The sequence below is a fragment of the Arenibacter catalasegens genome (assembly GCF_002909235.1).
In the GTDB taxonomy this organism is placed as follows: domain Bacteria; phylum Bacteroidota; class Bacteroidia; order Flavobacteriales; family Flavobacteriaceae; genus Arenibacter; species Arenibacter catalasegens.
In genome coordinates this window covers 101,563-124,853 of sequence record NZ_PHQQ01000014.1, presented here as the reverse complement: position 1 = coordinate 124,853, position 23,291 = coordinate 101,563, and the positions used below count along the sequence as shown (strand labels likewise).

The window sequence follows — 23,291 nt, the reverse complement described above, 5'->3', positions numbered from 1 at the left end:
CAATTTTTACTGTGGCAGCATTTTTACATAGCGAATAAATCCTTTTCCTTCTTTTTTGGATTTGAGATTTTCGGAAGTAAGCTCGAACTGAATATCTGCTGCATAATACTTTTGGTCTTCTACTGAAGTTTCAAAACGTAGGCTATATCCTTTATCAATTTTATCTTCGGGTATCTGCAAAACGGTTACGGTACGTTCGCCACCGCTTATCGTCGCACCTGAAATAGCATCGATGTTAGGGCGATATTTTCCATAGAATTTCCACCATTCAGGGATTTCACTAAACCATTCGCTGTCTTTACCTTGCACATAAAGTGTTTCCTCATATTCGCCAGATGGATTCATTAAAGAAACAATCACGTAAGCCCCTTCGCCTGTGTAATTGGTCATTTGGATAAGGCATTTTATAGCTTTATTTTCAGTAGTTGTAAATGCTGTGAGCAATAGTCCTGCGATTAGAACAGCAGGAATAACTTTAAATATTATTTTCATCAAGCTAAATTTTTAATGCCCATTATGGGCTTCATACTATTTTAAAAAATTCAATGCGGTGTTTTGTTTTTTTAGGAGTTCGTTTTCGCTTGCCAAATCGTAAACCGTTTCCTCAAAATCAGTTTTGATTTTAGTATTGGCACCTTTTGAGATTAAGTACTTCATCATCTCGTCATTTTCAGCTTTCATAGCTGCAAGGTGCAAGGCGGTTAGTCCTTCATCATTTTTAGCGTTGACATCAATATTAAACGCTGAAAGACGTTTCAACAATTCTAAATCATTGTTCTTGGCGGCAAGATGAAAAAGCGTATTTCCTTCGGCTTGTTTCGCGTTCATTTTGACACCTTTTTCTTGAAGCAGTTTTAATTTGCTGTCAAATTCATCCGGTTTACTACTATCATAAGATTCCACTAAATAATGAGCCATAGTGTTGCCTTTATTATCTTTTGCACTTCGACTATGCTCAGTATAAACTTCAACCTCACTTCCTTTATCCAATAAGAATTCAACCACTTCGGGACTGTTACGCTGAACCGCAAGCATTAAAGCGGACTGTCCGTCATTATTTGTAGTATTGAAGTCTTTTACGTTTTTGGAAAGTAGTTTTACCATTGCCAGTTCATTGCGGGAAGCTGCATTGAGAAATGGCGTGTTGCCTTCTGCATCTTTTTGGTTAACATCTGCACCGGCAATTAGGAAAAAATCAAAAATCGCTGGGTCGGTATTGCTGTAAGCCAATCGGTGTAATGGCGTGTAACCATCCTTGGTAACGATGTTGGGTTCAAGTCCGAGACTTTTCAGATATTCATAAACCGCCAATGGATTGCTATAACCACGTCCGCCTTGTGTTGCGAATAAAAAAGCATTTCCACCTTCTTGGTTTAAAGATTTGTAATCCACTTCTTTTTTGATGAGAAGTTTTAGAAAATCAATATTTCCTTTTTTAGTAGCATAATTGAAAATACCATTGCCATCGTTATCTGTACTTTCAAGTTTAAAACCTTTGGTTGTAAAAAAAGCTAACTCTTTTTCTGTAGATAATGAAGGCGCAACCAATAATAAAAGATTTGCACCATTTTCATTTTTCTCATCTGTAAGGCTCACATCGTGTTTCTCAAAAGCATTATATAAAGCTTCGTCCTTCTGACCCGCATTTGCTGCAAAAGCAAGTGGTGTATATCCGTGGCTGTCCAATTCCGTAACAGAAGAACCCTTATCGAGTAAATATTTGACCATTTCTATTTGTCCAGCATAAGCCGCCCAATGTAAATAAATGCGGCTGTCGTGGGTTTTTTTATCCACAGCGTTTCCTTCCAACGACAACAAATATTTTACAACATCATCATCTGCTTTTTCGAGTAAGGCAAAAACGACAGCATCAAAAGCATTCTCGTTTAGAACTGTTGCATCATTACCTTCAGCGATTTTTTGCTTTATGATTTGCAAGTCTGGATTGCCCTTCCAAAAGGTACGGTCAAGAAATATATTTTCTTGTTGCGCAACTGCCACTATACTCATAAAGAGCATAACGAACAGTGTTACATTTTTCAAAATTTTCATCTTGCTATTTTTTTACAAAAGATTCAATGACTTCGTCAATTTGAGCCTTTTTTTCATAGCCTTCTTCTTCAAATAAGAACTTATAAAGCGGTTTATTGTCCACTTTTTCTTCAAGAACAAGATCTTTATTGCGGCCAAAAACTTCATCCCATTTAGTACGCACCAAAGCCCATTTATTATCATTGTCTTTCCACCATTGGGCAGCAGCTGCACAGCGGCTATCATCTACTTTCACATAGGTATTGTATCCTTTTTCTTTTGCCAATAGCACGTCTTCTTTGCCATCTTCACGGATGATTTTGGTATTATCCTGGTCGTGTAACCAACCATAGTCCGTAATTTCCTGACGGTTGCCACGCATCAACAAATTATAATCGCTACGGGTAGTATATTCCCGTCTTGCTAAGGGTGCTGGTGTCTTATTTTCCCAATAGCTTTTCCCATCAACGTGCACCCAAGTGGCAGAACCTTCATATCGTGGGCTGTCATCTACTTGATATACTTTCTGCGTCCATTGTCCTTTAACTTCAGAAGCAGGTAATTTTTCAAACGTCCATTCATTGTCCGCATTGTAGGTGTATAATTCTCTGTTTTCAAACAACCAATCTTGTCGCCAATGTTTTACAACTTGTGGATCAGCTGGGTTTCCCACTTGAAGCAAGTGCTGAATAGAAATTTTATCATCTTCATCGGTTACTAATTGCGCCCATTCTAATGCTTTGTCCACTTTCGTTTTTGAGGGTCTGTAAAGGGAATCGTTGCTGTAATTAAAGGTCTCTGCAAAGTTAAAAGTGACCTCATAACAGCCACACATATTCTTGATGGATTCACGGTCTTCTTGTTTTTTTGATGTTTGAGAAATTGCACTTATTGAAAATAATAGTGCCAATAGGGTGTACAAAGGTGTTTTCATTGCTATTGATTTTTTGATTTTTAAATTCATTGCCAAAAATAGTTATTTTTATTAAATCTAAATAACAATAATTTATATATTTGCACTCTATCAAGATTGATTCTAAATAAAATGAAGTATAAATGCCTAATTATAAACACATTGACAATTTTATCCTTTTTAAATGTAGTTTCCCAAGAAGTCGTTGATAGCATCCAAGTCAATAAGTTAGAGGAAGTTATCCTTACCGCTACACGTACGGAAAGGCAACTTTCATCCTTGCCATTGCCTGTAACTTTAATCTCAAAAAAGAAAATTTTACAATCGGGCACTATTCGCTTGGACGAAATATTAAGCGAGCAAACCGGAATTATAACCATTGCCGATGAAAGTGGTTTTGAAGGCGTACAAATTCAAGGTATCGCATCAGATTATATTTTGATTCTTATTGATGGCGTTCCGCTTGTGGGCAGAAGTGCCGGAAATTTTGATTTGAGCAGGATAACCGTTGGAAATATTAAACAGATTGAGGTAGTAAAAGGCCCATCGAGCAGTCTTTATGGTTCTGAAGCTTTGGGCGGTGTCATCAATATTATTACTGAAAAACCAAAGTCTGAAGAGCTAAATGGAAACGTTTCCTATCGCATCGGCAGTTTTACGCAACAAGACATTAATCTTGATTTAAAACAACGTTATAAGAAGTTACGCTATGGTTTTTTTGCCAATCGTTTTTCCAGCGAAGGCTATGACTTAAACCCTGATGTGGAAGGGCAGACGGTAAACCCATTTGAAAATTATACACTTAATGGGCGTGTCTATTATGACTTTAATGACAAGCTATCTTTATTTACATCTACACGATTTTATGACCAAGTACAAGATGCTGGATTTACCTTCAACGATGTTCAGTTTGAAGGCGATAGTAAAGAACGGGAATGGAATGCCCACGCAAGGCTCGACCAAAAATGGAGCGAAAAATTCACTACCTCTTACGAATTTTATTATACAAATTACACAGCCAATGAGCGACTTGCCGACCCAATTTCAGATGATGTGTTGAGCGATAGTGATTTTGACCAAAAATTATTGCGCCCTGAAATCCGTGGAAGTTACGCTTTCGCGAAAGCGGGAACATTAACAGCAGGATTGGGTTTTCAGTATGATGAGTTGGACAGAACTTTTTTTGATGAATCTGTAAGTTTCAATTCGCAATATGTCTATGCGCAATATGACATCAATCCTATAGAACGACTTAATGTTATTGCTGGAGCTCGATTTGACAATCATTCAGAATATAGTAATCAATTTAGTCCCAAACTGGCGATGCGTTATAAGTTGACCGATGCATTCGCAGTAAAAGGTTCGATAGGCTATGGTTTTAAAGCACCAGATTTTAGACAGTTATATTTTGACTTTACAAATTCGGCAGTTGGTTATACGGTTCTGGGATATAATGTGGCTTTGGAAAAATTACAAGAGCTTCAGGAACAAGGACAAATTCTTGATGTGGTGGTTTCGGAAGATGACTTAAATAATCCATTGGAAGCTGAAAGTTCGGTAGGTTATAATTTAGGATTGACCTTTAAAGAAGGCAAATGGAACAGCGAGCTTAATTTCTTTAGAAATGACATAAATAACCTTATAGATACACGCATCATTGCCCGTAAAACCAACGGTCAGAATGTTTTTAGCTATGTCAATTTTGATGAAATCTATACTACAGGATTTGAAATCAACACAGGCTATAAAATTAATGATGCCATAAATGTAAGCGCAGGTTATCAGCTATTGTATGCCTATGATAAACGGAAACAACAAGATGTAGAAGATGGTCAAGTATTTGCCCGTGACCCAGCGACAAATCAGACCGTGGCGGTCACGCAGTCCGATTATTTTGGGCTCGTGAACCGCTCACGGCACAATGCCAACTTCAAGGTGTTTTATGATATCGCTTCCGCGAAAACGAACATCAATCTGCGACTTCTATATCGAAGCAAATATGCTCAATTCGACACTAATGGAAATGGTCTTATCGATTCTTATGATACCAGTTTCATCGATGGTTTTGTAACGGCAAATGTAGCGGCCAGCAAAACCTTTTATGAAGATTTCACATTACAGGTTGGTGCAAATAACTTTTTGGACTATACCGATAGCAATATCCCGACGTTGCCGGGAATTCAAGGATACATTAAACTCAATTATCAATTTTAATTTTTAAATACAAATCAAATGACAACAATGAAAACATTACAATCACTAACATTAGCAGTATTATTTATGGCATTTACATCTTGCAGCAGCGACGATGATAATACGCCAACACCAGACCCAGTTCAATCAGAACAGGTCAGCAATCTCTTTGCACCTCAAACCGGTGGTCAAGGACAACCAGTAGGTGGGGAATTCACAAAATTTGATTTTGAAACTGGAATGCAAACCACCAGCGATACCGATTGGGACATCGCTTTTAGAGGAACAACCATTGCCGTAAATGGTGGTTTTGTTACTGGCACCGATGACGAGCCTGCAAGAACTGGCAATGCTGGTGCAACCATAGTTACGGGAACTTTTGGAAGTGTAACAACTGCGGAAGGTCTAACGTTTGCACAAGATGCAAATAGTGCTTTTGCAATTTCCACAGGAAGTGATAACGGTTGGTATAACTATAATCCGCAGGTAAATTTGATTACCCCTATTCCCGGAAAAATTTTGGTCTTTAGAACCACGGAAGGCAACTATGCAAAAGTTGAGATTCTAAGTTATTACAAAGACAACCCAGCACAGCCAGACCAAACGAGTGAATCCCGATACTTTACCTTTAATTACGTGTACAATCCAAATGCGGGCGAGACCTCTTTTGAATAGAACAATTTTAAGTTTGAGTTAGTTTGCCAATGAAGCTCATCTGTAATGGATGGGCTTTATTATTTTTGTAGAAATGAATGTAAACTAATTATGCCAGAGAAAAAGAAGCAACATTATGTTCCTAAATTTTATCTGAGGTTCTTTAGCCTTGAGAATAGTTCTAAGCATATTAAGCTATGCTTAAAGAAAAATGGAGAAATAATAGATAAGGCTGATTTAGAAGGCCAAGCTCAAGAAACTTATTTTTATGGTAAGGATTTAGAAAGGGAAAAATGGTTTGAAAACATTGAGGACAAAGTTTCTGTAGTTTTGCGGGAAGTAGTTGAAACGAAGAATTTGCCTAAAAACAAATCTGATAATTACTATTGGATTTGGCTTTTTATGTTATTGCAGTCATACCGTACTCGGTCAAACTCTAATGATTTTAATAAGGTTGTAGATACAACTTTAAAAACGGCTATGCGATTAGAGCCAAAATTTAAAGACTTTGATTTTGAAACTCACTTTTTTGCCTATGATGATGCAATTGAGAAAAGCCTTGACTTGCTTTTGAGAAGCCTTCCTATGTTGATGGATATGCAAATCAAACTTCTATTTAATAAGACTTCAAAAGAACTGATTACAAGTGATAATCCTATTTCAAAATATAACCAATTTTTAGAATCTCGAAAATTTCCAAATGGTCATACTGGAATGGCCAGTAAAGGGTTGCAGATATTTTATCCATTAGCACCAGATTTGGCTTTAATAATGTACGACCCCAAAGTCTATAAAGTCGGAAACAAAAAGCAGTTTGACAGAATAAAGATAAGTATTGAAGATGTGCTAGCTCTCAATATGCTTACTTGTCTGCACGCCAATAAATCTTTATATGGTACAGATAAAATCACAAATTATGATTTTGAAAAAATTCTTGAAAACGCTATCAAATTTGAAAACCAAAAAAAAATAGATGTGCATCATTTTGACCCAGTTCCTGAAGATGATGACACAGAATCTGTTATTGTTCAGCATCATCGAACACCATATATGGTTAACCTACAGTTAACCTTCACAAAACAAACACAGCACGCTAAGTATTATAAAATGTCAGGATATTATGCTGAGCTAAGAAATGAAGGTTACCGTGAAGCGAAAAATCGACCAAATAGTTGAATAGTTTAAAAAGAGAGCAATAACTATTCTAAAAGTTTATAACACTATCCAACGCATCATCAGTATCTTTGTGGATGAAGTTAGCCTGGTAGCGTATAGTAGTTGTTACTGAAGAATGGCGATATAATTTTTGCAACATCTGAATCGGGATTTTATCGCCAGAAATATTTCCAAAACTATGTCGAGCAATATGCATACTTATATTTTTAGTTATACCTAGCTGCTTGGCGGCTATCTTTAACCTTCTATTTAAATTTCGGGTAATGGATTGTGTTCTTTTTGAAACTTCTTGTGTATCATTAAGGTCTATATGTTTTAATTGAGGAAACACCAGTCCATTGCTTTCTGATTCATCCTTATAGTTATTGAATATTTCAGTTGCTTTCTCAGGAACTTTAAGTGAAACCAGTTTACTATTTTTATTCATTCGATAAAGCAGTCTGCCATCGTTAAAATCCGCCCACTTTAGTTGAAGAACATCACCAACTCGAATACCAGCAAAATAAAAACTGATAAGCCAAATATGGATTGCCTTTTGCTGAGCCTCTGTTATATCCTGAGCATTTTCTAGCTTTTGTATTTCATCAGCAGTAAAGCCTATTTTTTGAGATTCAGGAATCCTAATTGTCATTTTACCTTTGCCGAAAGGGTATAGTCCTCTGTCCGTAATTGATTCTGCAATAGCGAGATTATAAATGGTCCTGATTAAAATAAGGTAGTTTACAACCGTTCTTGGGGATAGTTTTTTGCTGTGCAATAAATAGGTTTCAAATTTCTTTAGTAAGGCAACATTTAATCTGTTGAAAGGAAGCACATCCTTAGCTAAAAATTCCTTGAACTTTTTTAAACGTCCAAACTCGGTATCATATTGATGATGTTTATTTCTATTTTTAAGATTTTGAAGGTGCATATTGGCAACAACAAAGAAATCAAACCCCTTTTTTTCTACAATTTTATTTCTAATTTCTGCTACTGATTCATACTCTGGTTTCATTTCAGATTTTAAAACCTTATCATTAGCTTCTGCAACTTTGCTAACAATAAAATTATTGAGCACCTTTGAGTTTGGATGCGACTTCCGAACGTTACGATTTTTTTCGTCCCAGAATTTTTCATCTATATATTGTCCCGTATTTAGGAAAGAACTTTTGCGGTCCTTAGTTATCCGTATGGCAATAGGGAATTGCCCAACTTTATTCTTCTTTTTTCTCAAAACTACTCTTACCGTTGCCATATTAAAACTATTAGATTATAAAGATAATCATATTAGGTACAACATAGGTACAACATTTGTTAGTTTTGTTTGTTGTTAATTGATATCAAAGAATATTATACGTTACTTAATACATTGTGTATCAGTATATTTGTATTAATTTAGACTATGCGTATCAAAAACTCATAACCCGAAGGTCACTGGTTCGAGTCCAGTTCCCGCTACTAGATAAGCCTTTCAGAAATGAAAGGCTTTTTTTATGGAAGATGCTGAGCAAGTTTACTTGCGCAAGCGGACGACATAATAAAAGCCAACGCATTAGCGTTGGAAGCTTTTCTAGTAAAGCCTCCCCCAAGGCCCTTTCCGTAGCAGAGCGAAGGAAAGAATCCAGTTCCCGCTACTAAGAAAAAGGTAGTTACATCAAAAGTAGCTGCCTTTTTCATTTTACATAAAACAATTTACCAGATTTCTTGATGGTTTTGGTTCGCTGTATTGATCTAAAGTTTATAGAGAATTTTAGGATCAAGATCGATTGTCCTTAATCCCTAGCTTACCCGTTCCATGGCAATAGCTGCAATTAGAAATATAAACGGGCAACCACACGCGACCGCGGATATCTATACACCATCATTAAATTTGTTGAAGAAGAAAGCCTATGAAAATAGTCATTTTGGGGATTCTAGGATGTTGAGGCACAACCTTTACTTAGCCCACCAAAGATTATCTCAATTGGATTCCGCGCGGTACTATGCAGATACAGGATTCGTAAGCCAGTATCTTTAAAAGATGCCTTGGAATATTGTGATTTAGTTTAGTGGGTGCTCAGGTGGATTATTATGAAGGGAATTATCAGAATACAAAAGATGCCCTAATAAAGTAAAACTAAGCCATGGTAAATCCATAAATATCTTGTCATGCTTTTAATAAATTAAAAATACTATTTATAACATATTAAACGAGTATAATGTTCCATCCTTAAGTTGAAATCTCAATCACACCATTTTTCCTTTTAAATCACTCAATTTTTTATCGCCCCAATTCATTGATGCATTAATTTCTGATCCTGTAAACGGGGTACAATCATCAAAACTCCAGCCTTCAAGCGGTTCATCTCGAATCGCAGAGCGTACTTCTACAAGGATTTCTCCTTCAGCGTCAGCATTGATAAACAGATCTCCTTTAACCTCAAACGGACGAGTAAGAATTCTACCAAGCGTATCAGGTAGTGAACGAGCACCGAATAACCTGTCCAATTTCGTTTTGGCTAAACCAATAGCAGGATTACCTGGCTCATTATGTGATGTATTATTACCTCCATAATAAAACAACATCTCATCGTCTTTTATTACTGGTTTATCTGTCATGTATACTTGCCCGGAGTCCCAGTCATCTTTCTCTCCCAAATTTAACGGATTCTTCTCAGCGCCCATTGGTAAACGAAACCACTGGTATGCATTATTACTCCACACCAGTTCAACAGAAACTTTATCGGTTTTTCCAGCATCATACTTCCTGAGAAGGCCAAAAAACAAGTCCCCTCTCCGAAAAACGGTCATTCCATAAAAATCAGTTACATCTCCCTCTTCAGGAACCATCACCGTGCGTTCATGAGTCCAGTTCACTAGGTTATCACTTTCCTTAACGGCACTACGTCGTCGGTTTACATCCTTTAACCCTTCACCTGCATAGGCTCTTGGACGTACGAACATAAACCATCGATTACGAACTTCATCAAATACAAAATTATTTTGCGTATCACTATGGTACCATACCGCAGGGCTTTCAAAAGAGCAATTAAAATCTTTTCCATCCGCAGAATAAGAGACAAAAACACCGCCATTATCATTATGAATAGCAACAAATTTTTCTGCCGATGATTGCGGTGCTGGGTTTAACTCTACATCTATATTCTGAGTTTTATACCAACCTAATTTGATAATATTATTTTTTTTGCCAATTGTTCCTTCCAAGTCAAATAAATCGAGTATTGGCTTTTTCCACATAACTCCATCTTCTGATTCTGCATAAAGGATATTGTATGAAAAAGGGAGTTTGTTATAATAGGCATGAGAATTCCATATCGTATACCATATTTTAAATAAACTATCCTGTGTATCAAATAGTACTGTTCCACCCAATAGTGGTCCTGTACCTTCCCATGGCAAATCTTTCTCAATAACAGGATTATCCAAATACTTTTCAAATGGAACAACAAAGCGTTCAATCATCCAACGGTCTTCGATTATACGATCATCTATAACAAAGTACGGACCTTTTGCAGGAAGCATGCTAAGTTGCTTTTCTGAAATTGGCACTTCCCAAAGTTTCAAATGCTTCCAAGATTCTAATTTTTGTTCTTGACTATAGTTCTGACTAGGTATCAATAAAGAAAAAAATAATACTAGAACAGTTAATTTAGATACCTGAATATGAGGTGCTACGCCATCCTTTTTCATTTTAAACATACTTATTGTTTTTTTTTATAAATGATTCGACAAAACTCCTATAAGGATATCACTAAGGTTTTCAGAATTGAATTTTTAATGCCAAGATAAAGCCATCCCTTAATTCAAAATAACGGAATAAAATTTTAAACACCTTTTTATTCAATACTTTTTTCCTTCCAAAACTGCTCGATTTCCTCCAGACTTTTTCCTTTGGTCTCGGGTACATATCTGTAGAAGAAAATGGTCGCTATCAGACACATGAAGGCGAAGGTAAAAAAGCCGGCTCCCACACCTATCTTGTCAACATACCATGGAAACAGGAAGGCCGTCAGGAAATTGATGCCCCAGTTGGCGAAGGTGGCTATTGACATGGCACGCCCCCGGATACGGGTGGGAAATATCTCCCCTATCAGCACCCAGATTACCGCATTGATGGAAATGGCCAGGGAGGCCATATATACGCATAACATAATAACGATCCAAATGCCCGAGGTCTGTCCTGTAGAGAATAGGGCTGCTATAATTATTAAGGAAATGAAGACTGCAGACATGCCCCAAATCAATAATGGACGTCGTCCCCAGCTATCTATTTTCCATAAAGCGATGATGGTAAATATCAGGTTAATGATACCAATGGCTACTTGGAACTGTAATGCACTATCCAATTGGAACCCTGCATCTTCAAGGATGGTGGGCCCGTAATACACGATAATATTAACTCCGGTGAATTGCCCGAAGACCGAAAGCCCGACCCCTACGATCAAGGCCAATCGTAATCCCGGCTTTAGAAGTTCACTGATCTTTCCTTTTATATGCGTTACCGTCTTTGTTATTTCAGCCAATTCGTTCTTGGCCACAGTTGCACCACTAATCTTGGACAAGATGATATATCCTTTATCCGATTGTCCGTTTCTTATCAACCAACGGGGGCTTTCAGGGATAAAGAACAATAATAACAGAAACAATCCCGAGGGGATCATCTCGGAACCGAACATACCCCGCCACACCTCGGATACCATGGTCTTATGAAAAATTCCCGTTCCACCGTAGGCCTCGATATTTCCTTGTGAAAAGCCCAACAGGGACCAATTGGAAAAATAGGCCAGCAATATGCCAATGACAATAGAGAGTTGGTATAGGGCCACTAGCCTGCCCCTAATTTTGGGTGGGGCAACTTCGGAGATGTACAGCGGTGCCAGTACGGATGCCATACCGACCCCGACCCCCCCAATAAGCCTTGCTATAATCAAAAAAATAAAGTTCGGTGGTACCATTGACCCCAATGCCGAGACAAAGAACAACAATGAAGCCGCCATGAGGACCGGTTTTCTGCCATATTTATCACTTAAGACCCCAGAAATGGCGGCACCCCCTATGGCCCCAACCAATGCGGAACTGGCGAACCAGCCCACTTCCAATTTATCCAGGTTAAAAAATGTTTCCACAAATCCGAAGGTTCCTGAAATGACCGCCGTATCGAACCCGAAGAGAACACCCCCCAATGAGGCCACGAAACAGATCAACGCCAGATATCTTTTATTTCCCTTATTTATATTCAGTACCGTTGTATCCATAATTTTCTATCCGTTTTCCTTTTTTATTTCTTCCAATGTATTCCATCCAATGGATAAATTAAGAGGACCAAATAGATTAAAAATCTTAAAGACTGCTGAACTAGAAACATTTTCTATTTAACAGATTATTAAAATACTTTAAAAATATCGATTTTAACAAACCAAAATAAACTAGTTTCAATAATTAGGGCTGTGTCAACTTGGGAGATAACTTTTTTTGAGGCAATATCCCGCCCTCCTTCCATAATGAAGACCCCAATGTTTCGGTATTCAATTAGCAGGCCGGCTACCCTGTCTTGATTATATACACAGCCGCAGTGCCAAGCGCCTGGCCCGTTATGTTCGCCCTAGGCTGAATCCTAATTGACCCATGAACCCTGACATCGGATGAGTTACATCTTCCTGCCACCTATAGTTTGGACCATTTCCTAGGGACTAAAATCGATGATGGCCCTTTAAATTCCCAAAGGCTTGGGACATCCTTGTTAGGATACTTTTTCAGTATTAATCTTCATATTTTTTTAAAAGTGAAATAATCCTAGGATCTTTTACATTCTCATTTTTCAAAAAACGCGCTGTATTATTAGAAATGTAGTTGTTCTGCGACCCAAGCAATTGAGCAATTTTAATATACATTTCAACACTTAGTTGTTGTTTTGCCAATACCTCCAATGCTCTTTTAAAAACCTGACCATTAAAGACAGCTAAATTTTCCACCAATTCCATTGTAATAGCTTCCTTTAAAAGATTACAATCTTCAATTTTGTCAATGACAAGAATCTGTACATTATAATTTTCCTTTGTTAGGGCTTTCAGCAGTAACTGCTGAATTCGGTTGGAATCAAGCTGGCTTTTGTTTATGGCCTTTAGAGCTATCTCCGTAACTATATAATCATCTCCATTTATCAGTGCAAACAATTGATCGATCAGATCGGGAGTAAGTACAACATATCCGTCTATGTGTTCCAATGCCCATATTTTATCTACTTGATTGGGACTTTCCAATATTTTTATGATTAACTCGGTGGAGATTTCCTCAATAGTAAAATTTTGAACTTCCTTTTTTGTGGCACCGTGTATTATATGCCATAGACTATAGGTGGTATAAGCAGCTCCCTGAATTACGTATGGCGCCAAATTTTGTGGCGTTGCGGAAGAAATTGCGTCTATATCTCCTAGACCATGACTATTGGGTTCTATGGTTAATTGGTTATAATCCATATCGGCTAAAGGAGTACTTTCATTCGCCAATATTTGATTTAATTTTTCATACTCTTGAACTGTAAAAGGTTCGTGGTCCGTTTTACTTAAAAACTCCCCATCCAGAAGCTCGAAACCAAGATAGCGACCAGTTATATTCCAATATAGATTAATCTTTAATGGCCGACATTTATTATCAAAGCAAACGGATGAAAATATTTCTCTATAATATAAGATTGGGAAATCCTCTATTGATGTAACCTTATACAAAGAATTATTTTCGGGAATCGAATCGTTCAAATCCGCTTGAAATACACTTGTACTATGCGGTTTCAACGAAATAGTCTGTTGCTGAAAATACCTTATTCTCTCGCTATTTACTATTGTAAGCCCCAAAAATATAATAGCAATCTTTACCTTGTAGGGATTATGTGCAACCCTATTAAATAAGAATAAAACCATTCTTCTAATCTGATCGAACATATTTTTTAAGTCCTTAATGGTATAATTCCACCATGATTGCCAAGTAATTTCTTTAACTCCGCAATGGGTACGTCCTGAGGTGAAACCTTGAGGTTGTTTGCCAAAACAGCAGCAGCAGCAGCGGCCTGCCCCATACCCATAGATGAAGCTTGCACCCTAAGTGCGGAATTGGCCATCCTGTCACTGCTTACACAGCGACCTGCTACAAGAAAGTTCTTACTATTTTTAGGTATAAGTGCCCTTAACGGAATACTTGCAACGACATCTGGCTTTAAAAATTCTTGATAGATCGTTTTTCCATCTCTATGAAGATCAATAGGATAAAATGAATTCGAAATAGAGTCTTCAAAAACTTTTCCCTCTAGATAATCGTCTTTGGTAATTTTATATAGACCGTCAATCCTGTAAGTTTCCCGTATTGCTGTTTCCGTTTTTAAATCAAGGAGCCTAAGATCTTCACACCCTGGAAAAGTCCTTAATGTTCGTATTAATTTTAGTAATGTTGACCTACCTGTATTATTGGCCAAAGAATGAGATTCCGAAGTGGTAGAATCCGCCCCCTGAACATAGACATAACCATAGGGAACAAATGTATTCTCCGCACTAGTTGCTTTCTTACTAAACATCATGTTATTCCGAAGCACTCGATGGTATTGTTTTGGGATTTTCGTAAGGTCCAATGAATCGTAATCATAGCCTCCAATTTGAAAGATCAACGATCCCGGCTGAGTTTCTGTTTCCCTAAGCACATTAAAACCTGCCATAGAGGCAATTAACGCATTACCGGTACAATCAATAATCTGATTGCAGATTATTTGTGTAGAACTCCCTTTGCCAATAGTTCGCACAATCCATTGGTCATTTTTAAATTCTACACTGGTTGGGGTTTCATAATAGCGAATACCAACACCAGCATCAATACATTTTTCTTCGGCCAATAACGTATATAAAAACCCATTTACCGAAACCTGATGTTTCCAGTGGCTGCTGGGAGGAATTGAAAAATCTGGCAACTTATCGCCGTTAAGTTTTACACAGTCCGTGACAATTTCCCAGCCTATTCCTCCTACAATCTGTTTTCCCCATGCATGGAAAATACCTGGAAAGCTTACTCCACCAGTAGTGGTTGTTCCTCCAAGTTGGCTCCCGCTTTCTATTAATATTGTTTGTGCACCTGCTCTTCCGGCCTGAATTGCGGCAACGGTTCCGGCCGTACCTCCGCCAATTACTAGTATATCCGTTTTTATAGACTTCTCAGTGACCTTATAGGGTTCCTTTAGCGTTTCGGCTTTTAACATTGCAGGTGTCATGGCTCCAACCGAGGCAAGACCTAATGCTTTGAGAACTGATCTTCTTTCAACTTTTTCCATATTTTTAAATAAAAATAATTAATAATAGACTCCTCCTAATACATTCTTTTTTCGTTCAACTTGGAATGTTACTACTTCAATTCACAATTTTTAAAGGAGTCTAATAAGTCGAAATGAAATATAATTTGGCCTGTAATCTACGGAAATCTAGCCTAGTTTTAGTTCAATTTCAATAGAACGCTATGCAATTTATTAATATTCTGTTCATTCTGCCCCCATTTTTGATCAGGAAAACCAGTATATAAAAGTCCTCCATTTACTTCATACAATAGAATACCCCCTATTCTTTTGTCTTTCTCTATTTCATTAAAAAAATCGTAATTAACCCCATCCCCTTGGGTAAAATAATTATGGACCCACACACGCTTGTCCTGATCATTGGCGTACTTTTTAATACTATCTCCCATCAAAGGTCGGTAATCGCCATGATAATAATGTTTAAGGGTTACCTCATCAGCCAAATCAATTACTTTCTTCCAATCGAGCAATATCTTTGGCATAGCCCAGAACCCTAATTCATTAAAATCATCAGACAATACAGGTGCCTCATGGGCATGACGCAAATGAACCTGCATTTTTTTACCAGATGAGTGTACTACATCTGCTGCCTTTTCAAGAAACGACAAGAAATATTCCCCCCTTATTTCCATAATTTTCAATGGTTCCGCTTCTGCCTTTAGAATATCAACTCCATATTTTTCCTTGTAACGGTTTATAATCGGTTCATTGTATCCATAGTTTACGTAATCGGTTACCATTCCAGAATGATTTTGAAGTCGAAAATCAATTCCGTCAAACCCCATTTTTACAACACGTTGGACTTGATCTAACCAGTACTCCTGTACTTCAGGATAAGCTTCACATGGGGTTCCTCCCATATATTTTCGTTTTCCTTTTGCTATGCCATAAACCGGATTACTGACCCAACCGTCTCCCCAATGACCTGTTCCTTGAAATTCAAATTCAAAACCCCAATCCATGAACGACCTGGCCGCCTCTACACCTTTAACAGTGTGATTTTCCAATCCCCATTCTCTTTCTTTTAGAGATTTCCTTCCTTCCTCTTTACTTAATGGACTTCTCACATGTTGGCCTGTAGTAAGTGGTATCTCTCCGGAAGGAGTAAAAGCTCTTATCATTGAATAAGGTATAGTATATAAATCCTTATGCTGATCAAGGGTTATTGCCAAATATGGATGGTTTTCAGGTAAACTAAAATTTTTGATCGTTAATACCAGAAAACGCTTTGACGTATCTGCCAATAAAAATCCATTCGCATCTTTTACCTGACGATATTCAAATTTTGACTCTACTTCAATATTGCCTTCATATTTGTTATACTTACCATTATCCTGACTATACCAAAGCGTAATTTCAGGAATTTGAATTTCCGAATCTTTCAACCCCTTAAATTCAAAATATTTATCAGAAGAAGCCTTTTGTCTGAAAGAATCCATGCTAAAAGCAACTTCCAAAGTTTTTATAGGTTCGTTTAACCTTTTTAGTATAGCATCTTGTTCAGGCTTTCTTTTAACCCTTAATTCAGGATTGCTGGATATTAAATTATCAAAATTGATGTGTTGTCCTCCGATAGTCTCTATTTGTTTGCTGAGCGCAGCATTGGCGCCATGAGGAATTGTAAATCCTGTTCCTGACTCATATGGCTTTATAATTGCCCAGGCTTCCATACCTAACCTTTGGGCTTCATATAAATATACATAATTCGGATCTCCAAGTGCTAATATGGATTCCAAGGTATGATTTCCCGTGCCCTTACCAGGTGACATAACCGAGATAGTTGGGTCGGAGAAGGCAGAATAACCGGGTTGACACAAAATAAAGTAAACCCTTTTAAAGCCTAACTTTTTTAAAAAGACCATTTCTTCCCTAACCTCTTTGTAACCGTGAAAACCTCTTAGGTGCGGCATTATATCAACAACAGTCGCCATCATTTTACCGCCTTTTGTTGGCATTGATAGTTCCTTAATTGATGGTAGGGTGCCACTCTTGTCTATTGGGTCGTCGACTGTTTGAGCCATAACCGAACCGGTTACAATTAACAATAAGATTGTTAACGCTTTAGATATGTTCATAATCACTAAATATATTTAAAATGAAAGTAATATACTAGGACACAACTGCTCAAAGGCCATAATCAGTTTGCTACATTCTTTAATCTGATCAATAATAAGGTACTTATAAAATTGCCTTAAGCTAATGGAGAATGTTGAATAAATTTTCTTTGCCTAATAGTTTCCGGTCATTTGTAAAACTTGATATTAATATCAAAAATAAAATATCCACTCTGAAAATTTCAGAAAGCCTGAATTTAAAGAGCAGATATTTTAACTAAAAATATTTCAGATTACCTGTTCCAACCAGGATTCTGTTCCAATTTTACATCCTTATTTCTATCGATTGTACTTTGGGGTATTGGCCACAAATTGTAATCGAAAGTAAGTGTCAAAGCTACATGTGGATGCAATGCATATTCTTTGATACGATCGGTAGCAACTGTCCCACCCATTCTTAAAAGGGTATTCCATCTACTTTCCTCAACAAATAATTCTCTTGCTCTTTCATCCAAGATATAGTCGATATCAATATCGCCTGCAGTAGCCAGTACATCGCACTGGGCACGGGACCTGATAAGGTTAATGTCGTCCGCTGCATTTTGGTTTTCTCCTTTTCTATGATAAGCTTCAGCTCTAAGAAGAATAGTTTCCGGCAAACGAATTGCGTATTCATCCCGGAAAATATTGCTCCTATTTTCTCCCTGGTCCAAACCATCGTATTTATCGGTATTCAATTTATAGAAAATCGGAAAAATCCATCCACGACCTTCATTTGTAGCATCTATTACATCCTGTGGAACCTGGGTTCCAAAAAGAGGATCTGCAGGTTGGTTATAAAATATTTTACGACTAATGTTATGTTCTGCATTACGTTGGTCGCCTGCCGATATACTTTCGTCCCAGATTGCAAACTCTGTTAAAGGTGTTGGCGCATAAAACGCTACGCCCCTCCCACCTGCATCTTCTCCAACACCACCTCCTGGGTCTCCTTCACCACCAAATCCTTCAATGGCTCTGTATACCGGGGCAAAATATCTTGGATAATTTAAAACAGATTGACCATCTTCTTGAAGGAAAGCATCAAAATCTACCTGAAAAGTCCAGATGCTTTCCCTATTTCCATCGGAATAATTTATATTTCCCTTTCTAAACAAATCCCACCATACGTCGGCGCCACCAGTGACAGTGTTTTCTTCATCTATCCTCGAACCAAAACGTTCTGTCATCAATTCAAAAGTGCCTCCGTCAATTACATCAGAGGCATATTTAATGGCCTGATCATATGCCGTTGCATTCGATGACTCAATCCCTAAAGCGAGATAAAATTCAGATAAGTAATGTTGGGCAGCACCTCTGACCAGTCTACCGCCTTGTTCCGTTATTTCGGGTAGTTCATTTACAATGGCCTCCAATTCATCAATAGCGAACTGATACGTTTCTTCACGGGAACTCCTAGCATAATCAAAACGTGGTTCCTTCGCCACCTCAGTTACAATTGGCACGCCGCCAAAAAGCTCCGCCAACATTCCATGTGCGTAAGCCCGAAAAAACCGAGCTTGAGCGATTATGTACTCTTTTTTGGCCTCCGATTCAAAAGTAATATCCTCCTCATCTACTGCAAAGAGCGCTGTATTGGCGGTTGCAATTAAGTTGTAATAGAAATTATAAACATTTCTAAAATTTGAACTTTCCGCATTGATCCTACTGTAGTCACTAAAAGAATTTGAAACTCTAAACTCAGGTGCATCTAAAACATCTGTACCAATACCATGCATTTGATCATTGGTAAGTTTGAAATTTCGTAACCTGGAGTACATGGTCAAGATAACTTGGTCTAGCTGAGTCTCAGACGAAAAAATGTTATCTGTCGTATAAAACGTTTTAGGCTCTTCAGTTAAGAATTCTTCATCACTGCACCCTACAGAAGTTAATAACAACATCAATAGAGTGAAAAGTTGTATTTTTATGTTATTGATTTTCATTTGATCTATTTTTTATGTTTTAGAAACTTAGTTTTAATCCCATCGTGTAAGTTGTTGGAACAGGCGGTGTATTATCATCCGGCCTAATTCCCGCCTCGGGATCACCTCCTCCAAACCAATTGGTAAATGTAAATTGGTTATTTATACTAGTATAGAGTTCCAATGAATTTAATCCAATACTGCCTAATACCTCTCTCGGCAGTTTATAAGATAAGTTAATGTCCTGTATCTTTATAAAACCGCGAGACTGCAATCCTAAATAGCGGTTGCTATATGCATCTGCCCGTAAGTATTTCTCGCTTTTATTTTCGGGCGTCCACCAGTCATGGTCTATTTCATTGGTGGCATATCTATCCTTGAACGAATTAGACAATTCATTCTCTCTAAGATAAAAATTGTCTTTACCTCCACCAAATATTCCCGAAATCATAACATACAGGCTAAAATTTTTATACTCGAAGGTATTTGAAAGACCAAGTCTGAAATTCTCCTTCCGGTTACCTAATATTTCTCGGTCATAGTCAGCTGAGATGATACCATCGGGTACACCGTCTGGTCCACTAATATCCCTAAACATTGCGTCTCCAGGTTCAGCCCCTACATTCTCAATATATTCCGTGTCATCCTCCTGTACAACCCCTATATAATCGTAGCCGTAAATAGACTGTAGGGATTCTCCAATAAACAGGCTGTTGGCAATATCGTCATCTTCCTTTCCGTCACCATCAACATCATCACCATAGAGGCTAACAATTTTATTTCGGTTTTTCCAGTAAGTAAGGCCAGATGACCATTTAAAGTTTTCGCTTGATACATTGACGGTATTTAAGCTTATTTCGATACCCTTATTATCCACTTGTCCCAAACTTGACAAAATTGAACTAAATCCTGTCATGATCGGTATTTGACGCGAAAATATCTGATCGGATGTTTCTGAGAAATAAAAATCCAGATCAAAGAATACCCTATTATTAAACCATATGGACTGAAAACCTCCATTAAAGGCAGTGGTTGTTTCCCAACCAAGACTCGGACTTCCTAAATTGGTCTGATCAACACCATACAATATGGTTGATGGTGCATCACCAAATTCATAGCGAATGCCACCATCATTACCACTGGCCACTCGCGCCAGAGTTTGATATGGGTCGAGTCCTTGGTTACCATTTTTACCATAGGAAGCTTTAATCTTCAGGTAGTTCAATTTTTCCGATCCGCTAATAAAATCCTCTTCGGAAGCAGTCCAAGCAACCCCTAACGATTGAAAGTCGCCCCATTTTTGATCTTCTCCAAATACAGAAGCACCGTCTCTACGCATGGTCGCGGTTAAATGATATTTGTCTTTATAAGCATAACCCAGACGACCCACATAACCAACATTGGCTCTCTCCTCCACATCTAAATTTGATTTTTGAACAGCTGCTTTATGAATTCCGTCAATACCAAGTAAGGTATTCCCGTTTGAGGAATAGTCACTGCCATCTATACTTACCAGCTTGCTATATGAATAGTCCCGGGTCGCCACCAATGTTGCATCTAAATAGTGGTCTCCCAACACTTTCTTATAGTTCAAAATATGATCCATTACATAGGTATAACTGTTAGTTCGGTTGTTATACCCATTTGCCTGGGATAATCTTTTTGCCAATTCTCCCGGGGAATACCGGTCTAAATAGGGTGAAGATGTTGCTTCGCCTACATAATAATCCTCATAAACAAATCTATCTCTTATATTATTATTTGAATTAATTGAAAAATTAAACCGGTAGGTCAAACCATCAATCTGTGGAACCTTGATCAAGGCATAAGTACTTAATCTATAGAAGTTTCTATCGTCAACATCTTTTATTGACCCATCCGTTCCCCATAATGGATTTGGAATAGATTGTCCGGTAGGATATCTTTCCAATAATGTTCCGGTATTGGCTCCTGGATTAACTGGCATACCTTCATAACGGTACGGATATGCCCAGGGTTGCTGCTGATACACATTATTACCAAGTGTCGCCCTAACCCCCGAATAGTCGTTATTATTGTAAGTTCCGTCAATTCCAACTTTTAACCAATCGGTAACGTCGGCATCCAACTTTGTCCTTATGGAGACACGTTGGTAATCGTCACCGACAATGGCACCTTCATTATTGGTGTATCCACCGGAAAAATAATAGTTTATACGATTTGATTGACCAGAAACGGCAATTTGGTGATTTTGATTAAAACCATTGCGCGAAATAAGATCCATCCATTTGGTATCAACTTCCTTCTGCTCCCATAGTGTGGTTGCATAAGCGGCATCAAAAATAATTTGTTCTGGAGAATCTATAGAAGGGGTCTGTGCAATATATTTTTGTGTCCATCGCTCTCGATTCATCATGTCGAACTTATTTTGCCACGTATTTACACCAACCGATGTAGTATAGGTAATCATCGGTTTATCCGATTTTCCTTTTTTAGTGGTAATAACCACTACACCGTTGGCAGCTCGAGAACCATATACGGCCGCAGCAGACGCATCTTTTAAAACATCGATAGTTGAAATATCGTCAGTGTTAATATCCGTCATACTTCCCAGATAAATAATGCCGTCTAAAACGATTAACGGATCGTTATTTCCATTAATTGAATTCTGACCACGTACCAGAATTCCCGGTGTAGTCCCAGGTGAATTCTGCACTCCAACGTTAACACCCGAAACATTCCCCCTTAAAACCTGCAAGGCGTTAGTATTTGGTGAAAGGGCGATTGGGGAATCTTCCAACCTAACTGTACTAACAGCTCCTGAAATGTCCTTTCTCCTAGCGGTACCATACCCAACCACAACAACTTCGTCCAATTTGGCCGAATCTTCCTGTAGTACGATTTCCAATTGAGACCGCCCATTAATTACGACATCTTGAGTGGAAAATCCAATATAAGAAACAACCAATACCGCATTTTGATCCTTAACCGTTATGGAAAAATTACCATCAAAATCTGCTTGTGTTCCATTAGTGGTCCCTTTTTCAACAATACTGGCCCCTGGCAATGGATTTCCTTCGTTATCTAAAATTGTACCCGATATATTTACGGTTTGAGAAAGGTCTTCATAAACCTTCGTTTCAAATTCATAATTATCAACTGACGTTGCGTACGAGCCGGCAGAACATAGCATAAGAGCTAGTATGGACACCCTTAATGGCATCCCTTCTTTCAGGAAAATTGAAAGTAAACTAAATAATTTTTTAAATCCTGTTCTTTTCATAAAGTTGAGTTTAATTTTGTTTTTCCAAATACCATGTAAAAAAATAATTTAACATTTTTTATCATAAATTTTTCATAAAATTACCTTGATATTTTAATAACAGTATCCTGCACTGTCCTGCTTGACACCCATTACATCTTAATTTCAAATAATTAAATAATAGCCATATTCATATATTACTCTTCCTTAAAACCACAGTATCAACAGGTGCTATGTACGACGCTAGACTTTCCAAGCTTTCATGCCTGGATCTTCTGTCATTACTACAAGAAAATGAGTTTATACTTCAATACCCCATAGTTCAACATCAATAAAAGTTATCCAATATCACCTGGAGTTACCGTCTTAATATTTGCCCAAACTCCTTCTTCCAATTGTTCAATTCCTAGATTATCCAAGATATCTGTTATATAAGGTGAGCTGCCAAGATATGGGTATACATTTTTCAGCACTGATACAGGATACACTGCCGGAAGTCCTTGGTGACAAGGAATATTTTCTACACAAATGGTGTCTATTCTTGGAATAGCAAGCTTGTTGTGTGCCTTCAAAATCCTGACCGAAAAATTGGAATCAAAAAAGGAAGCCGTACTGTTTTATATAAAATGATTTTAGGATAACTTAATGTCTAAAGGAACTAGATGCAATGCCCCATTTGTTTTCTTTGTCAGGATACTACAAAGCCTCAACTAGCAATGAAAAATAGCTTGCCGACCCTGTTCAGTCATTAATTAAAATG

17 protein-coding genes are annotated in these 23,291 nt (G+C 37.7%); 3 read left to right on the top strand and 14 right to left on the bottom strand.

The window, feature by feature from the left end:
- Positions 1-6: 6 nt before the first annotated feature.
- The 3 genes from CWD90_RS12600 to CWD90_RS12590 are packed head-to-tail and all read right to left on the bottom strand — an operon-like array spanning position 7 to position 2,965.
- On the bottom strand, positions 7-492 hold the full coding sequence (locus tag CWD90_RS12600; RefSeq protein ID WP_103476425.1) for a DUF2271 domain-containing protein: 486 nt from the start codon (positions 490-492) through the stop codon (positions 7-9).
- 36 nt (positions 493-528) lie between these two features.
- Positions 529-2,052: an ankyrin repeat domain-containing protein gene (locus CWD90_RS12595; protein WP_103476424.1), complete on the bottom strand. Its 1,524-nt coding sequence runs from the start codon at positions 2,050-2,052 to the stop codon at positions 529-531.
- 4 nt (positions 2,053-2,056) lie between these two features.
- On the bottom strand, positions 2,057-2,965 hold the full coding sequence (locus tag CWD90_RS12590; RefSeq protein WP_103476439.1) for a DUF6607 family protein: 909 nt from the start codon (positions 2,963-2,965) through the stop codon (positions 2,057-2,059).
- A 111-nt stretch (positions 2,966-3,076) separates the two neighbouring features.
- Here CWD90_RS12590 and CWD90_RS12585 point away from each other — a divergent pair, with 111 nt between their 5' ends.
- The 3 genes from CWD90_RS12585 (at position 3,077) to CWD90_RS12575 (ending at position 6,967) form a co-directional block, all read left to right on the top strand.
- Positions 3,077-5,158 carry a TonB-dependent receptor plug domain-containing protein gene (locus tag CWD90_RS12585; RefSeq protein WP_103476423.1) on the top strand — a complete coding sequence of 694 codons (2,082 nt, stop codon included), beginning with the start codon at positions 3,077-3,079 and terminating at the stop codon, positions 5,156-5,158.
- Between the two features lie 27 nt (positions 5,159-5,185).
- Entirely contained in the window at positions 5,186-5,812 is a 627-nt protein-coding gene (locus tag CWD90_RS12580; RefSeq protein ID WP_192878022.1) for an HmuY family protein, read from the top strand.
- Positions 5,813-5,902: 90 nt separating this feature from the next.
- Positions 5,903-6,967, top strand: coding sequence for a DUF4238 domain-containing protein (locus tag CWD90_RS12575; RefSeq protein WP_157941213.1), 1,065 nt, complete (start codon positions 5,903-5,905; stop codon positions 6,965-6,967).
- Between the two features lie 28 nt (positions 6,968-6,995).
- Here CWD90_RS12575 and CWD90_RS12570 read toward each other — a convergent pair whose 3' ends face one another.
- The 11 genes from CWD90_RS12570 to CWD90_RS12520 form a co-directional block, all read right to left on the bottom strand.
- Positions 6,996-8,201 (bottom strand): site-specific integrase, encoded by a 1,206-nt coding sequence (locus CWD90_RS12570; RefSeq protein WP_103476420.1) that lies wholly within the window; start codon positions 8,199-8,201, stop codon positions 6,996-6,998.
- Positions 8,202-8,437: 236 nt separating this feature from the next.
- The gene (locus tag CWD90_RS12565; RefSeq protein ID WP_103476419.1) at positions 8,438-8,623 is read right to left on the bottom strand and encodes a hypothetical protein; all 186 of its coding nucleotides are present in this window, start codon (positions 8,621-8,623) and stop codon (positions 8,438-8,440) included.
- 549 nt (positions 8,624-9,172) lie between these two features.
- Positions 9,173-10,645, bottom strand: a complete 1,473-nt coding sequence (locus tag CWD90_RS12555; protein WP_103476417.1) for a hypothetical protein — start codon at positions 10,643-10,645, stop codon at positions 9,173-9,175.
- Between the two features lie 137 nt (positions 10,646-10,782).
- Positions 10,783-12,201, bottom strand: a complete 1,419-nt coding sequence (locus tag CWD90_RS12550) for a sugar porter family MFS transporter (RefSeq protein WP_103476416.1) — start codon at positions 12,199-12,201, stop codon at positions 10,783-10,785.
- 286 nt (positions 12,202-12,487) lie between these two features.
- Positions 12,488-12,610, bottom strand: coding sequence for an FAD-dependent oxidoreductase (locus tag CWD90_RS23710; protein ID WP_157941212.1), 123 nt, complete (start codon positions 12,608-12,610; stop codon positions 12,488-12,490).
- Positions 12,611-12,705: 95 nt separating this feature from the next.
- Positions 12,706-13,884 (bottom strand): hypothetical protein, encoded by a 1,179-nt coding sequence (locus CWD90_RS12545; protein ID WP_103476415.1) that lies wholly within the window; start codon positions 13,882-13,884, stop codon positions 12,706-12,708.
- A 5-nt stretch (positions 13,885-13,889) separates the two neighbouring features.
- Positions 13,890-15,254: an FAD-dependent oxidoreductase gene (locus CWD90_RS12540; protein ID WP_103476414.1), complete on the bottom strand. Its 1,365-nt coding sequence runs from the start codon at positions 15,252-15,254 to the stop codon at positions 13,890-13,892.
- 158 nt (positions 15,255-15,412) lie between these two features.
- The gene (locus CWD90_RS12535; protein WP_103476413.1) at positions 15,413-17,347 is read right to left on the bottom strand and encodes a hypothetical protein; all 1,935 of its coding nucleotides are present in this window, start codon (positions 17,345-17,347) and stop codon (positions 15,413-15,415) included.
- A gap of 272 nt (positions 17,348-17,619) precedes the next feature.
- Positions 17,620-19,311, bottom strand: coding sequence for a RagB/SusD family nutrient uptake outer membrane protein (locus tag CWD90_RS12530; RefSeq protein WP_192878021.1), 1,692 nt, complete (start codon positions 19,309-19,311; stop codon positions 17,620-17,622).
- Between the two features lie 19 nt (positions 19,312-19,330).
- A complete protein-coding gene (locus CWD90_RS12525; RefSeq protein ID WP_103476411.1) occupies positions 19,331-22,552 on the bottom strand; it encodes a SusC/RagA family TonB-linked outer membrane protein in 3,222 nt (1,073 codons plus the stop codon).
- Positions 22,553-22,869: 317 nt separating this feature from the next.
- Positions 22,870-23,103: a hypothetical protein gene (locus CWD90_RS12520; RefSeq protein WP_103476410.1), complete on the bottom strand. Its 234-nt coding sequence runs from the start codon at positions 23,101-23,103 to the stop codon at positions 22,870-22,872.
- Positions 23,104-23,291: the final 188 nt, after the last annotated feature.

Bases quoted from the DNA above. Each gene is read 5' to 3' on its own strand.
- CWD90_RS12570 (WP_103476420.1), bottom strand. From the start codon at position 8,201: ATGGCAACGGTAAGAGTAGTTTTGAGAAAAAAGAAGAATAAAGTTGGG.
- CWD90_RS12590 (WP_103476439.1), bottom strand. From the start codon at position 2,965: ATGAAAACACCTTTGTACACCCTATTGGCACTATTATTTTCAATAAGT.
- CWD90_RS12550 (WP_103476416.1), bottom strand. From the start codon at position 12,201: ATGGATACAACGGTACTGAATATAAATAAGGGAAATAAAAGATATCTG.
- CWD90_RS12555 (WP_103476417.1), bottom strand. From the start codon at position 10,645: ATGTTTAAAATGAAAAAGGATGGCGTAGCACCTCATATTCAGGTATCT.
- CWD90_RS12575 (WP_157941213.1), top strand. From the start codon at position 5,903: ATGCCAGAGAAAAAGAAGCAACATTATGTTCCTAAATTTTATCTGAGG.
- CWD90_RS12595 (WP_103476424.1), bottom strand. From the start codon at position 2,052: ATGAAAATTTTGAAAAATGTAACACTGTTCGTTATGCTCTTTATGAGT.
- CWD90_RS12600 (WP_103476425.1), bottom strand. From the start codon at position 492: ATGAAAATAATATTTAAAGTTATTCCTGCTGTTCTAATCGCAGGACTA.
- CWD90_RS12535 (WP_103476413.1), bottom strand. From the start codon at position 17,347: ATGAACATATCTAAAGCGTTAACAATCTTATTGTTAATTGTAACCGGT.
- CWD90_RS12540 (WP_103476414.1), bottom strand. From the start codon at position 15,254: ATGGAAAAAGTTGAAAGAAGATCAGTTCTCAAAGCATTAGGTCTTGCC.
- CWD90_RS12525 (WP_103476411.1), bottom strand. From the start codon at position 22,552: ATGAAAAGAACAGGATTTAAAAAATTATTTAGTTTACTTTCAATTTTC.
- CWD90_RS12580 (WP_192878022.1), top strand. From the start codon at position 5,186: ATGAAAACATTACAATCACTAACATTAGCAGTATTATTTATGGCATTT.
- CWD90_RS12530 (WP_192878021.1), bottom strand. From the start codon at position 19,311: ATGAAAATCAATAACATAAAAATACAACTTTTCACTCTATTGATGTTG.
- CWD90_RS12545 (WP_103476415.1), bottom strand. From the start codon at position 13,884: ATGTTCGATCAGATTAGAAGAATGGTTTTATTCTTATTTAATAGGGTT.
- CWD90_RS12565 (WP_103476419.1), bottom strand. From the start codon at position 8,623: ATGAAAAAGGCAGCTACTTTTGATGTAACTACCTTTTTCTTAGTAGCG.
- CWD90_RS12585 (WP_103476423.1), top strand. From the start codon at position 3,077: ATGAAGTATAAATGCCTAATTATAAACACATTGACAATTTTATCCTTT.